Raw genomic sequence first — 13,813 nt, forward strand, 5'->3', positions numbered from 1 at the left:
GACACCCGTTGACGTCAATGGTAGGCATAGCTGCAAAATAGGGTGGGGCAATGGCCGGTTTACTGCTTTACATTTATCCACAAATAACTAATCTGTCTGATTTAAAGACAAATACCACCTTTGATCGTGGAGGAGAACTGCGGTGAAAATCGTTATCATCGGTGCCGGCGAGGTAGGATTTCACATCGCCAGCCGACTGGCGCTGGAGAGCAAGGACGTGGTGGTGGTCGATTGCAGTGCCGAAGCGCTGCAGCGGCTTACGGACAGTGTCGATGTTCAGACGGTCGTCGGTTCGGGAAGCAGCCCCTCCATCCTCGATTCTGCGGGCATTCGTGAGGCGGAGATAATGCTGGCCGTCACCGATTCCGATGAGGTAAACCTTGTTGCCTGCCTGGTGGCAGACACCCTGGCGCCCGCAACCAAGAAACTGGCCCGTCTGCGGGGAGCCGATTTCGAACATTACCATGAGTCGTTCAAAACCAATGCACCGCATATCGACACCGTCATCAACCCAGACATCGAGGTGGTTCGGACCATCGAACGATTGATGAATGTTCCGGGTGCGGTGGACGTGGGAGACTTTGCCGACGGGCGCATCAAATTCGTCGGCATCCATCTGGAAGCCGGCTCGCGACTGGACGGTGTGCGTTTGGCCGACCTGGGAAATGTCCTTCAGGAAGACCGGCCGTTGATCGCCGCCGTGGTGCGCGACGACCAACTGATCGTTCCCACGGGCAGGAACCATTTGCGTGCCGGCGATCTGATTTACTTTATCTGTGAGGAAAGAAACCTGGTCTCTCAGCTTGCGATTTTCGATAAGCAGGTCACACCGGTCAAAAGGGTGTTGATCGTCGGCGGCGGGCGCATCGGCTACCGGCTGGCCCGACGGCTGGAAGAAAAGTCGCTGGCCTGTAAGCTGATCGAAAAACGACCCGAACGATGCGATTTGCTGGCCGAGAGGCTGGACCGAACCGTCGTGCTGCGGGGGGACGGTTCCGACCAGAGCCTGTTGATCGAGGAGAACATTCCGGATATGGATCTGGTCGTGACCTTGACCGGTGACGAGGAAACCAATATTCTCGCATCCCTGCTGGCCAAACGGCTGGGCGCGGCCAAGACCATCACCCAGATCGACAAGTTCAGTTATTTCCCGCTGATGTCCACCATCGGCATCGAACAGGTGGTCAGCCCGCGTCTGTCAGCCATCAATTCCATTCTGCAGCATATCCGCAGGGGCAAAGTGCTTTCAGCCATCTCCATCAAGGGAGAAGCCGGAGAGGTGATGGAGGCCCTGGCCCTGCCCACTTCGGATATCGTTTCCAAGCCGTTGAAAAAGATTTCTTTTCCCAAAGGTGCCATGGTGGCGGGCATTATCCGTGGGGAGACGATTATCATCCCCGATGGCGACAGCGTCATCGAGCCAGACGACCGGATCATCATTTTTGCCACCCGCACGGCTGTTCGCGGCGTGGAGAAGATGCTGGCCGTAAAGCTGGAGTACGTATAGATGCGCTGGCGCTATATTCTCAACACCGTAGGGGTGTTGACTCTTTTTTTTGGCGGCACCATGCTGGTTCCCTTGCTTTTCGATTTTTTTGCCGGGGACGTCAGCCTGCTGCCGATGGTCGAGGCCATGGGCGTTACCCTGTTTTGCGGGGCCGCCTTGGTGCTGCTGTTCCGCTGCGAGAAGACCGAAACCATCAGCCAGCGGGAGGGCATGGCCATCGTCGCGCTGGGATGGACGGCCATCGGTTTGTTCGGTTCTCTCCCGTTTTATTTCTCCGGACCGAACTTTTTGTTTGTGGATGCCTGCTTTGAGTCGATATCCGGGTTTACCACTACCGGTTCGTCGATCCTGACCGACATCGAAGGCCTGAGCCGCGGTCTGCTCGTCTGGCGCAGCTTTATCCAGTGGCTGGGGGGCATGGGGATCATCGTACTGTCCATCGCGATCCTGCCTTTTCTGGGCGTCGGCGGCATGCAGCTTTACAAGGCCGAGGTGCCCAGCCCGGTGCCGGACAAGCTCAAACCCCGCATCCGCGACACGGCCATGATTCTCTGGAAGGTCTACGCTCTGTTCACCGTCATCGAGACACTGCTGCTCGTGGCCGGCGGCATGAGTTTTTTCGATGCCATCAATCATGCCTTCACCACCTTGCCCACCGGCGGGTTTTCGACCAAGAACGCTTCGGTGGCCCATTTCGACAGTGCCTACATCGACGGAGTCATTATTGTTTTCATGCTTCTGGCCGGCATCAACTTCTCCCTTCATTACCAACTGTTGAGAGGAAAGCCGCTGGCCCTGTGGAAAGACTCCGAGTGCCGTTTTTTCCTGGCCATGTGCCTGATCCTGACACTTGTGGTGGGATTCGACATCTACCGCACGGTGACACCGGATGTGGGCCAATCCCTGCGTTTTGCAGCGTTTCAGGTGGTCAGCATCGTGACCACCACCGGCTATGCCACTGCCGACTATGAATTATGGCCGGCCATGTCCCAGATTATACTGCTTTTGTGCATGTTCATGGGGGCCTCGGCCGGTTCCACCGGCGGAGGCATGAAGTGCCTGCGCATTATGCTTTGCTTCAAGTATAGCTATAAAGAACTTTTTTCGATGATCCATCCCCGCGCCGTCACACGCATCAAGATCGGCGGCAAGCCCGTCCCCGAGGAGGTAGTGAGAAGCGTTCTCGGCTTTCTGGCCCTTTATATGGCGCTTTTTTCGATTGCAACGGTGCTGCTGGCCGGCATCGGGGTCGATTTTGTCACCGCGATTGGGGCCGTAGCGGCGACTATCGGCAATATCGGACCAGGCTTCGGGATGGTGGGGCCGGTGGAAAATTTTGCCCAGATCCCCTATTGGGGCAAGTGGCTTTTGTCCTGGTGCATGCTGCTGGGCCGGCTGGAAATTTATACGTTGATCATCCTAGTGGTGCCGGAATTCTGGCGGAAATAAGGGCCGTTTGTTCCTTTCGTTGGCGGTAGGGGCGACCGGCCGGTCGCCCCTACCATTTACCGTTCACCGTTCACGGATCACTGTCACCATTTCAAAGAAATTTTATTCATTTTCCTGTTGACAAAGGCCGAACTGGCGTATACATACGTTGTTTCTTTTCGGGCCGTTAACTCAGTCGGTAGAGTATCTGCCTTTTAAGCAGAGAGTCGTTGGTTCGAGCCCAACACGGCCCACCAAAAATTTGAAAAGTATGCGTCCCCATCGTCTAGCCTGGCCCAGGACACCGGCCTTTCACGCCGGCGACAGGGGTTCGAATCCCCTTGGGGACGCCACTTCACTATATATCTAATTTCCCTGTTTTCGGCCACTTACACAGTCTCCAGCTGTTAAGTGGCTTTTTTGTTTCTGGTCAAATGAGGCGTTGACGGCTTTTCAGACGGCTTTTCGTTTTTTGCCTCCATCCATGCCCACTTTTATGGGAAGGACCTTGCCTCTGTCCTGGGACAGATTCTCAAGAGCGTCTCTAACTCGCTCCAACCCTATGCTTCGCAGATAACGTTCCGTTGTATTCGGGCTCTTATGACGAAGAATCATCTGAATCACTCCGACTTCATAGCCAAGGTTGAACAGGATAGATGCGCTGAGATGCCTGATCGCGTGGAAACCAAAACGTTTTATTTCGCACTTGTCGCAAAGACGGCGCATGAATTGAACCCGGACCTTAAACGGCTGGCCAAAGTATTCCTTGGTGAAGGGACTGTCTTCAAGGCAAAGAAACACATGGGCCTGGTCCTTAATCGGGCGCTCTTCCCACCACCACCGTAGCGATTTCCGCAGTTCCTGGGTCATGGGCAGCCAATCGTATTCGTACGTGCCACCATGACGTTTCCGGGTCCATAACCTGATCCGGCTGTTCCCGAAGTCTACATCGGCCCAGGTCAGGCGGAAAATTTCTCCGCGCCGGGCTGCCAGATGCAAAAACGCCAGCAGCATGACCTTGTCCTGTCCCTCGGCGGCTTCATAAATTTTCCAGAAGTCTTCCTCGGGAGGGACGTAGCGGGGCTGCCTTATCTCTGGCATTCGCTCCACCAAGCAAGGGTTTGGGCCGGGCAGGGGAGGGTCCATGTACTTCATGCCCCAGTTCCAGCCGGCAACCAGGTTCTTGCGGTCCTTGTTTGCGGCATATCCCGACCTTTCCGCCTTCTGCGCCATTATGTAAGCAATTACGGCCGCCGGCTTCAGGTTTTCCACCGGCATGGTCGGATCGACATGTTCCAGGAATCGTTTGAACATCCCATTTTTTTCCTGGTAGGTCTTCGCCGCGAAGCTGGTTTTTGCAAAGTCCAGGTATGACTGCACCCAGTCGTCAATACAGGTTGTGTCGGTCTTCTCGAACCACTCGCTCACGGGTTTTCTTCGCATGTCGGCTTCCCATTGCACCGCTTCCTTCTTGGACAGGAATACGCTTTCGCGTTTCTGGCCCTCTTTGCGCACCTGTGCGTACCACTTGTGATTGCGCTTGTATGGCATTGATCATCTCCTTTTCAAAGAACAAGATACGTGCTCCCACACGTATTCCGCCCAGCTGTTGATAATATTTTCTAACGGTTTTTACGTCAAGACCCGTGTATTCAGCGACCTGTTTGGCGCTCAGGGCTTGACCGAGATGGGATCGAATTTGATCCATGATGTTCTGTTACCCTTCCGGGTCCAGAGTAAAATCTTCAATTTTATCGGTCGGATAAGACCTGTAACTAAGTCAGATGGGGTGGTAACCCATTTGGGTCACACGTAATTGGGTGGGCCGTAACTTAATCCGTAGGTTGGACCGCTTTTCTTTGGTTTGTTGGTCCGGGGGCCGATCACGATATGGATAAGCCCCCGAACCGCATTTCGATTTACAGTTTTACTGAATGGTTGGCGAATAGTCGCGAATGGCTTCGGTTAGATCCCTTCCCAATTCGGATGAGACAATCACTTCAATGTTCATGAATTCCAGAGTCTTACTGAACCTCATGGATAATTCAGCTGCATGATGAGGTTCTATTTCTTCTTCGAAACCAATAGCGACAACGGAAGGATTGACATCTGGAAGAAAGACTACCCAATCGTCGCCAACAAAGATCATGGTTTCGTCATCCTCCATAGTGTCGGGAATAAACCCCATTGTTCTGATGATTTGTTGAACCAGCCGAAAACGTTGGTGCGCTTCGATAAACATGACAAATTCTCCTTTACATTGAAAAATGAAAACGGTTTGGTGAGAAAAAACGAGAACATTCAATCTCCCTCGATATGGGGGTGTTCCTCCTGCTTACCCACCAAACCGCCCAAAAAATGGGTTGCGCGAGGATTGCCCGACACAGCGGAACTCATGCCGCATCAGTGCTTCGATAACAGTCTTTCACTGTGAATGGTCGGCTGGATAAATGCCGTCTTGTTGATAGCGGCGATTATATGGCCGCCGCCGATGAGGTAGGTGCCCACAATTGATATTGATCCAGTGGACGTTTTGATACCAGCGATTCATTGAGTCGCTGTTGATACTTTTTTGATAATCACTGGGCGGGGGGATTGTCAAGGCATAGCAACTAAAATTAAGTCAGTGTGATTCTCGGCGTGTATGCCATTCACTCTGAATAATCGTCGTGAACCAGGATAACGATCCATTTATGAATCATCCTGACGCCTCCTTTCCTCGCGAAATTTTTCCTGGCGTGTGGCGCCTCCACACCTGGTTGAACAATAGACCCGCTCTTTTGCGGTCGGGCTGTAAAAAAAGCCATCACAACGAGGGCATTGCCCGAAGCGCCGTGGACTGAAATCCAGATCACGTATAATCTCGACCAGCCATAAATCCATAACTTTTTTCAACGCATTGATTTCATTGCCGCGCTTGACCTTGCGCAGCTGAAATCTTTCTTGAAACCGGCGGTCGAGCGGGTCCAGCGTAAACGTCAAAGAGCCGCTAATCTGCCAAAGCGGCATTTCCCATAACATTTGTTTATTTTCAATGATGACGTCGAGCCGCAATCGAAGATGTTCTTGTAATGCACCTATTATTATGAGGGCCGACTGGTCATCAACCTTCAAATCCCGACTGACAGGATTCAAGGCTGGGTGCCAACGTAATTGTTCCAGGACACGAGTTTGAAGGTGCCGGCTGGCCTCCATGGCTATGTCAACGTTTGCGAAGTCAATCAGCAGGTCAAGCTCAGCCCGCCTTTTCTCTACCACCACCTCCAATTTTTTGGATTTCCAATAACGTACCATTTTGTGTTGACTTTACTTTTTTTATGCCTATTATGGTAACGCAACCTTAAAAAGGATGCGTTATTTTTTTTGCATGGTAGCCACTCTCGGCTTCAATGTCAACCAGGTTCCTTCGAGAACCGTAAACAACAGGAGGGATTGGTCAGACCGACATACTTACCCAGTTACACTACCCCACCATGTTACTATAGGCAAACGGCCTAAATTAATTACCTTTTTCTGATCGATTTCTCTCCAAAAGGAGAGACACATGGAAAAGGGAAAATCAGTATCTTACCCACCAGGCTTAATCTGGGACAAAATCGAAGAGATCGGATCGGAACTCATACGGGAATTCGATAACGGCGTCCTAACCACATCGGAGCTTGCAGAGGTCGTTCATCGTCAAACCCGGGAGCTGGCACAAGTCTATCATCAGCTGAGCCGCCTTCAATCAGAGAAGGAGGGTGATCGCTAATGGGGAAACTCGTGAACTTTGTTGCCGGGGCCGAGCTGAACAAGCGGCCCGATAAAGCCAACGCGTATCTGATAAACGTACCAGAGCACGGCTCCACCCCTCGCAGAATTGAAAAGGCCGTGTCACTTCACCAAGATGTTCAGCCAGAATATCTGATGGTTGACTCAGGCGGTTACCAGCTCCTAACGGCCGAGAAAAAAGGGTGGAAGATTACCCATGATCCAGACCAGAAGCTGATTTACAAGATCGGCAAAGAGATCAACCTTGCCCCAAAGCACGTTATGGAAGTTGCCTCGAAACTGGGAGCGGACATCGTAATCGGTCTCGACTTCCCCGTAGGCAAGTTCAAAACGACCGCCGAACGAGACAAAGAGTTCTTCAAGAAGCTTCCGTTTAACGTTTGCCGGGCGCATGAATCGGCCACATGGAAAAGGATGCTGTGTCCGGACGCTCTGCTTTTCCTACCATTCCAAGGGTATATCACAAAGCACATTGATGTTTTCTTCTCCCAAATCGCCGGACTTCAGTATGACGGTATGGCCATACCTGTCAGGGAAATAAAGCTTCATGAGCTTGCCCTGTTTTTTACTCGCTTTTATCAGCGCGAGATTAATCGAGTCCATTTGCTTGGCACAATCAGTCTTTTGAAGATCGCCATGGCCGCCTTCATGGCGCGCGGTATGTTCGATTGGGTGTCACTGGACGCTGCAACATGGAATAAGGCGGCTTTTTATTGCGGTTTCATGAGCCCCAAAAACCTTACGCGAGTGGATCTGCGCCGGTCTGTGAAGCTTGATCCCGGCATATTTAATGATTGCCCGTGCCGCTATTGCCAGGGCAGGAGTTTCAGCGAAATTCAAAGCCTGCCAAACAAAGAAAAATTTGAGCTGCTCCGACAGCACAACTGGTGGTCCATCGATAAAATCGTTTCCGATCTTTGGGCAAATAGCACCGATCTGATCCAGCTTGAACGTTTTCTAAAGGATCGGGATGTCAAACCAGCGGATATCGACGACCTAATAAATACCCTCGCCTTGGTCGACTGCCTGAAGAACGACGACATTGAGGTGCTTCAGACCATCCTGACACCCATCCCCAAAATACGGATTCAATCCCGTTGGCCCCGGATGAAATCCAACCCTGGTTCATGGCCCAGGAAACCAACCAGGTCATCCCGGCAGCCAACCGAGCAGTACAGACGGCTGACGCAAGATGCCGATCTGCAACAAAAAAAGGAACAAATTCCTAAATTCAAAAAGGAGAAAAGTAACTATGAGTATTGAAGAAAAAGTATCTTTGACCATCAGCGTACCAAAGAGCTACAGGGATCGCCTGCGCACAATGGCAGCCCAGCAGAATCTGCATGACCCAGATAAACTCACATCGGCCTCGACCATCGCCCGCGAGATCATCTGCGACTACATTGATGAGATCGATAGCCTCGAAGCTGACTTCAGGGCGGCCGGTTCCGTAATTGAGGCGGAGGAAGCAAGTTCGGAGCGGAAGAGGAATGAACCATGTCGTACTACACTGAGCTAAAGGAGAAGAACGATATCATCAATATTGCCAAGACGCTTGGCTATAACGGCACCAAATCCGGTCGTGTCTATCAAGGCGACTGTCCTCTTCATCCCAGCACAGGCGGAAAGTGCCTGGTTATCTGGCGGGGCATTCAGGGTTTCAGGTGTTATCACTGCATGAAAAGCGGAGATGTCATCAAACTGGTCGAGCTATATAAAAGGTGCGACCATACCACTGCCGTAAATTATTTAGCTGATCGATGCGGGATGCCGCACCTATCCGGCAAATCGGATCTGTCACCAGAAGAGCAGGCCCAGTTGGAAGCAGACGCACAGGAAGAAACCCTCGTTTACGAAATGCTGACCGTAGGCGCTGAATGGTTCCACCAACAGTTGGATAATTTTCCGGGCATCGTTGACCATCTGCACAAGCATTATGGGTTTTCCCCGGAGATCGTAACGGAGTTGAAAATCGGTTTTGCACCACCAGGCACCAGCCACCCGAAAATATCATCGGATCTGGCCGAATACCTTGGCGCCATGCCCGAATTCAAGGACAGCCTGGCAAAATCGGGGTTGTTCGGTTTTGCATCCCCGGCCGGGCCAATGTGGGACTGCTTCAAGGGCAGGATCATTTTTCCCTTCTGGAAGAACGGCAAGGTAGTCAACTTGATCGCCAGGGCCACGTCAATTACCCCGGTCGATCAATACGAGTGCTATACCGACAAGGAAGGCAATGTCCAAACCGATGAGGCCGGCCAGGCCATGTATGTCAAATATAAGAAACTCCGCCGGCACATTCCCGATGATGAAAAACGAAAGCATATCTCCAAGTTCATCGGCATGGAAACGTTCATGGGATCGGACTCCATCCGCGGGGCCAAGGAGATCATCATCACAGAAGGTGCCCCCGATTGGGTCAGTGCAGTAGATTATGATTTTGCGGCCATATCGCCTGTGACAACCAACTTCCGTGACAGAGATTTAGATAAGTTGGCCCACGAGACGGCAGGTACCGATGCCGTATACATCATCAATGATGCCGATGCTAACGAGGCGGGACAAAAGGGTGCCCTGAAAACGGGGAAATACCTGACTGGTCGGGGCCGAAAAGTCTTTCTGGTGGAATTGCCCAGGCCCGAAGGTGCATCCAAAATCGATCTGAACGAATACCTGGTAAATCACACGGCCGACGACCTGCGCAAGTTGATGGAATCGGCCAGATCTGTCCTCGACATTTTGATCGATGGTCTACCGGCGGATTTCGTGAAGGCCCAGCCGATCCTTAAGACGGAGATTCTTCCCCTTCTGCTTGGCGTCGATGAGGGGCTTCGCGTTCATTACTTTGAACTTATCCGCAAGGCTGTAAAAACAACGAAGGCGGTGATCACGGCCGAGTTCGATGAGGTCAAAAAGGCACTGGCAAAGCGGGAAAAAGAGGCTGATGTTCCCACCGTTGATCCAGCAATCCAGACGGCTGCCGAGACCCTGGCCAAAAATCCTGCTCTCATTCGCATGCGTATCGATGTTGTTAATCGTTCAGGAGTCGTCGGCGAACGTAATGTCATTGCCATGTATTTTGCAGCGCTCGATTCACGATTGCTTCCGGAGGATGGGGCCAGCCCCAATGCCCTGGCAATTAAAAATGCCGGCCATCACGGATCGGGCAAGTCATTTTCATTGAAAAAATGCCTGGAGCTATATCCGAAAGAGGCCTACCTGCTTATCACTAATGGTTCGGCGAAGAGTTTGTATTATCTTCCCAACGGCCTCAAGCATTGTGCATTGATTGTGGCCGAGGCCTTTCAATTCCAGGCCAACAACGCTGGGGATAGCGAACTCGTATACGTAACTCGCAGTTTGCTAAGCGAAGGTTGTGTCGCCTACCAAGTTCCCCAAAAGGATGAAGACGGAAACTTCGTCACAGTTGAAAAACGATTGGACGGGCCGACCAGCTTCATCACCACGACCACTATCGATAAATTGGAAGCCCAGCTTGAAGATCGTTTGTTCACCATCCACCCGGACGAGTCCATGGATCAGACCCGGTCGATCATGAACATGACGGCAAAAATCAAATCCGGTGAATTCGAGGGAGTCGATAAGGCAACCCAGGCAACGTGGAAGCTTTTCCATTCAATGCTGAGGCCTGTCGATGTCATTATCCCGTATGCCGGCCAGATCGCCAGTCATCTTCAACAAGGGGATAAACTACCCATTGCCACACGGCGGGCCTTTAATCGTGTCTTGGCCATCATCCAGACGGTTGTTTGCGCCTATCAATTCCAACGTTCCAAGGACGACAAGGGACGCCTGATGGCGGAGATGAGTGACTATTGGATGGCCCTGCAAATCGTTCGGGAAGCCTTTCGGGAGACCCTTGGGCATCAGAGCAAGGAGGCCGAACACCGGATCGATTTCATTCGTCAAAATGGCCCTGTGCAATATGGTGCCCTGGCATCCGAGTGGGGCGTATCGAAGAGCGCGTTAACCGGTTGGGTCCGCGGAAAATTGATCGATGGAATTTTGACCTGGTGTGATGAAGACGGCGTTGAGTTCCCAGACGAGCCCGCTTTGAAGAAGGCAAAGCATTCTGGGAAGGCGTATCTCAAGATCAACGACGCCTTCCACATCGACAACATCACCGGCCTACCAACGCCATTCGAGTTGACGGGTGACACGCGATGGGATGAAGGCGGTGAGTTATCCCGCCTGTATGACCTGGCACTTGATCCGAGGCCGATCGTCGAACACAGCGCCTCTGAGAAGGTTTTGGAGGCGGATTTACCCGAGGATGAACCGGATGCCGAGGATCATGAGGAAACGGAAGAGGAATTCAGCTTTGACGATTGGATTCCTGAGGGGTTAGGGAATAATCCAATTTGAAACAGCAAACACAAAGGGGGAGCTGATTTATTCGGCTTCCCCAAGTTCATTTTTTGGAGGAATAGAAACATGGAATGGAGCATAATAGATTTTGGGAAGTACCGTGGCAAATCACTGCCACAGATCATTTTTAAAGACGCGGATTGGTTTTTCCACGCCTATGAAAATGGATATTTTAATGAGGTGGTCACTCAGGAGGCTTCGGAATTGTGCCGACGGGCGCGATCAATCAAGATTCCGGCGAGAAATGGCCAGAAAATGCTGGTGGAGTATCATATTCATCGTGACGGAAAATCTGGCAAAGGAAAATTTGGGATGATGCAACTGCTCCCCGACGGCTCGGCCCTTGGGCGCATGAATGTTGCGTCATCCATCGATTTTTACGTGCCACGTTCCTTGGCCATTTACGACAAGAGCGGGTACAAGAATTTTGTTTCGATGCTCAAGGCGATCTTGTTTGGGGACCCATCACGCAGGATGAACCGGCGGGCCTGTGAAGCATTTTTCAACGATGATGCTAATTTTGATCTGAATTGATTGCGCGTGCGCACAGCGCCGGCAAGATAAAGCGGCCAGCAGGGATGTTGACGGATAGGTGTTTAGGGTGTTCACAGGTGTTGATGTGGCGGCTAAACACCTATCTACCATTGAAAAATAGTGAATTATCTTAATGTTATCGATGATGCCAATAGAGGTGTTAAGGTGTTTACCGATATTCTGAAAATTGGATCAACCTGAATTTTTTAGGGCTTGCCTTGGGTGGCATCGTTTCTTTGATGAAGAAAACCGTCAAGCTTAATTGCCCAACAGGGTAAACACCTTAACACCACAACATCAGCAAACTCTAAATCAATTATTAACAATGGGTTAGGGCTGTAAGAGGTGTTTGCACAGGGAATGAACACCTCTGAACACCCTGATCAGAGAACTGCAACACCGCGAATAATATCAGCATAGATCCCGGATTTTTGCTCAGGAACCCCGCTCTCGCTACAACTGAAATTTTGAATTTGAGAATCGGTTTTGCTTTATTTACCTGGGACTATGATTGCCGTCTGAGTCGAGTAGACCAAAGGAACTTCCCCTTCAGCCCCTCACAGAACCGTACGTGACAGTCTCCCGTCATACGGCTCCTACTGTCCAGCCGACGGCCGGAAGCCAAATCCCCAAAATGATTCGTGAAATGTGCTATAGAATTTCGCATGGAAAAGATAGACGCGAGAAAACTTAGCACACAGGCCCAGCAGCAGCTCCGGAATCAGGCGATCCAGCTTAGAAAAGTCGGAAGAAAATACGGAGAAATCGCCGAGATTACCGGGGTACATGAAACCACCGTTTGCAAATGGTACAAAGCGTATCTTCGAGACGGCAGATCGGCAGTAACCATAAAGAAACGAGGCCGTCCGGAGGGAACCTGCCGCACATTGACGTCAGAGCAGGAAAAAGAACTGTAAAAAGCCATACAGACAGTGCCCGGATCAAATGAAGCTGCCCTTTGCCTTGTGGACACGCATCGCGGTTCAACAACTGATCAAGCAACTGTGGTCCGTAACCATGCCGGTCCGCACAGTTGGCGACTACTTGAAACGATGGGGTTTTACGCCTCAAAAGCCATTGAAAAAAGCTTACAAACAAAATCCAAAAGCAGTGAAAACCTGGCTGGACAACGAGTGTCCGGAAATAGCCAAGCGTGCCAAAAAAGAAATCCGCATCTCTATGAAGATTAAGTTACGATAAAGGACTCTGATATCGGGTCCATATCCCATTGTATTGTGCGCCAGGTGATTTGTCTCGACCTGATCACCTGCTGTACGATCCGCATGAACTTTTTACCTATGTTGGCTGATTTACGACGGTTGAATCGAAAGACATACTCATCCAGATAATTTTGAAGATACTTCGGTTCAAATCGCCCGTGGAAGGTTCCTCGGATGAGACGTTTAATCAAGGTCGTTACCAGATGAACACCATATAACGAATCTCTATTGCCGCTCTGGCTCTGGTTTGTTGCATCGCGTCCATATCGCTCTTTATCAATAATGTTGTAGGCTTGCCATGCATCGGTGGCGATGGTCGCACCAGGCTCGATATTATCCAGGATGAAAGTCTCCAGCGAATACGCAGAACAATCCAGGGCAACGTGCAATCGAATGCGACCCATTCGTTTCTTGATGGGTCACCGTTCCACCGCCACAGCGACAATGGTTTTGCCTGCTGCTCCCCGGCCACGTTGGCCGGGACGCGAAGCGCCGATGAAGAATTCATCCACCTCGACACGTCCGGACAGTTTCTCGCGCTGGTCGCGAATGGTGCAACGTCTGAGCTTCTGGAGCCAGGTCCATGCAGTGCCGTAGCTGCCGAAGCCTAAAAGCTCTTTCAGGTTCACTGCATTGACGCCGGATTTGCGTGTAGTGAACCACCACATGGCTTTGAACCAATATGTGATAGGCTTTTTGGAACTGTCCATGATTGTCCCGGCGATCAATGAATGGTGGCACTCACATTTTGTGCAAATATACAAGTTTCGTGCACTGACCCAGTATCTATCATGGCCGCATCGTTTACAGACGAAGCCAGTGGGCCACTTTTGGTTAAACAAATAATCGTAACAAGCTTTTGGATCTGAAAACCTTTGATCGAACTCAATTTCGCTTTTTGGAAAATCATCCGTGATCATGAAATCTGCCATATCAGCCTCCGTTGTTAAGGGTTCGAGGCTGA

12 protein-coding genes, 2 tRNA genes and 3 pseudogenes are annotated in these 13,813 nt (G+C 51.1%); 12 read left to right on the forward strand and 5 right to left on the reverse strand.

From position 1 onward, the window contains the following. Positions 1-142 precede the first annotated feature (142 nt). The 4 genes from trkA (at position 143) to GN111_RS00145 (ending at position 3,288) form a co-directional block, all read left to right on the forward strand. Positions 143-1,507 carry a Trk system potassium transporter TrkA gene (trkA, locus tag GN111_RS00130; RefSeq protein WP_155301808.1) on the forward strand — a complete coding sequence of 455 codons (1,365 nt, stop codon included), beginning with the start codon at positions 143-145 and terminating at the stop codon, positions 1,505-1,507. Then, complete coding sequence (locus GN111_RS00135) at positions 1,508-2,956, forward strand: TrkH family potassium uptake protein (RefSeq protein WP_155301809.1); 1,449 nt, start codon at positions 1,508-1,510, stop codon at positions 2,954-2,956. A 160-nt stretch (positions 2,957-3,116) separates the two neighbouring features. Then, positions 3,117-3,192 (forward strand) — tRNA-Lys (locus GN111_RS00140). A gap of 18 nt (positions 3,193-3,210) precedes the next feature. Then, positions 3,211-3,288, forward strand: a tRNA-Glu gene (locus GN111_RS00145). 100 nt (positions 3,289-3,388) lie between these two features. Here GN111_RS00145 and GN111_RS00150 read toward each other — a convergent pair. The 3 genes from GN111_RS00150 to GN111_RS00160 form a co-directional block, all read right to left on the reverse strand. Beyond that, the gene (locus GN111_RS00150) at positions 3,389-4,486 is read right to left on the reverse strand and encodes a tyrosine-type recombinase/integrase (RefSeq protein WP_155301810.1); all 1,098 of its coding nucleotides are present in this window, start codon (positions 4,484-4,486) and stop codon (positions 3,389-3,391) included. Positions 4,487-4,862: 376 nt separating this feature from the next. Then, positions 4,863-5,177 (reverse strand): hypothetical protein, encoded by a 315-nt coding sequence (locus GN111_RS00155; RefSeq protein WP_155301811.1) that lies wholly within the window; start codon positions 5,175-5,177, stop codon positions 4,863-4,865. 449 nt (positions 5,178-5,626) lie between these two features. Next, positions 5,627-6,229, reverse strand: coding sequence for a hypothetical protein (locus GN111_RS00160; RefSeq protein WP_155301812.1), 603 nt, complete (start codon positions 6,227-6,229; stop codon positions 5,627-5,629). Between the two features lie 250 nt (positions 6,230-6,479). Between GN111_RS00160 and GN111_RS00165 the strand changes: the two genes are divergently transcribed. The 4 genes and pseudogenes from GN111_RS00165 to GN111_RS34300 all read left to right on the forward strand — a co-directional run. Continuing rightward, positions 6,480-6,686: a hypothetical protein gene (locus tag GN111_RS00165; RefSeq protein ID WP_155301813.1), complete on the forward strand. Its 207-nt coding sequence runs from the start codon at positions 6,480-6,482 to the stop codon at positions 6,684-6,686. Then, positions 6,686-7,969 (forward strand): tRNA guanosine transglycosylase family protein, encoded by a 1,284-nt coding sequence (locus tag GN111_RS00170; RefSeq protein ID WP_155301814.1) that lies wholly within the window; start codon positions 6,686-6,688, stop codon positions 7,967-7,969. The genes GN111_RS00165 and GN111_RS00170 overlap by 1 nt, the downstream gene beginning before the upstream one ends. After that, positions 7,959-8,225: a hypothetical protein gene (locus GN111_RS00175; protein WP_155301815.1), complete on the forward strand. Its 267-nt coding sequence runs from the start codon at positions 7,959-7,961 to the stop codon at positions 8,223-8,225. Before GN111_RS00170 ends, GN111_RS00175 begins: the two co-directional genes overlap by 11 nt. Continuing rightward, positions 8,204-8,416, forward strand: a pseudogene (locus tag GN111_RS34300) (CHC2 zinc finger domain-containing protein); the annotation flags it as partial. The gene GN111_RS00175 and the pseudogene GN111_RS34300, both read left to right, overlap by 22 nt. A gap of 87 nt (positions 8,417-8,503) precedes the next feature. On the opposite strand, the gene GN111_RS33750 reads toward GN111_RS34300, so the two are convergent. Then, positions 8,504-8,641: a hypothetical protein gene (locus tag GN111_RS33750; protein ID WP_231715835.1), complete on the reverse strand. Its 138-nt coding sequence runs from the start codon at positions 8,639-8,641 to the stop codon at positions 8,504-8,506. A gap of 30 nt (positions 8,642-8,671) precedes the next feature. Between GN111_RS33750 and GN111_RS00180 the strand changes: the two genes are divergently transcribed. The 4 genes and pseudogenes from GN111_RS00180 to GN111_RS00195 all read left to right on the forward strand — a co-directional run. Then, positions 8,672-11,092 (forward strand): MTBMA_p00010-related P-loop-containing protein, encoded by a 2,421-nt coding sequence (locus tag GN111_RS00180; protein ID WP_331457700.1) that lies wholly within the window; start codon positions 8,672-8,674, stop codon positions 11,090-11,092. A gap of 69 nt (positions 11,093-11,161) precedes the next feature. Then, positions 11,162-11,629, forward strand: a complete 468-nt coding sequence (locus tag GN111_RS00185) for a hypothetical protein (RefSeq protein WP_155301817.1) — start codon at positions 11,162-11,164, stop codon at positions 11,627-11,629. A gap of 665 nt (positions 11,630-12,294) precedes the next feature. Beyond that, positions 12,295-12,546 carry a helix-turn-helix domain-containing protein gene (locus tag GN111_RS00190; RefSeq protein WP_155301818.1) on the forward strand — a complete coding sequence of 84 codons (252 nt, stop codon included), beginning with the start codon at positions 12,295-12,297 and terminating at the stop codon, positions 12,544-12,546. 19 nt (positions 12,547-12,565) lie between these two features. Continuing rightward, a pseudogene (locus GN111_RS00195) lies at positions 12,566-12,796 on the forward strand (helix-turn-helix domain-containing protein); the annotation flags it as partial. Between the two features lie 19 nt (positions 12,797-12,815). On the opposite strand, the pseudogene GN111_RS33755 reads toward GN111_RS00195, so the two are convergent. Further along, positions 12,816-13,781: pseudogene (locus GN111_RS33755) on the reverse strand (IS1595 family transposase). Positions 13,782-13,813 lie beyond the last annotated feature (32 nt).

It is taken from the genome of Desulfosarcina widdelii, from assembly GCF_009688965.1.
In the GTDB taxonomy this organism is placed as follows: domain Bacteria; phylum Desulfobacterota; class Desulfobacteria; order Desulfobacterales; family Desulfosarcinaceae; genus Desulfosarcina; species Desulfosarcina widdelii.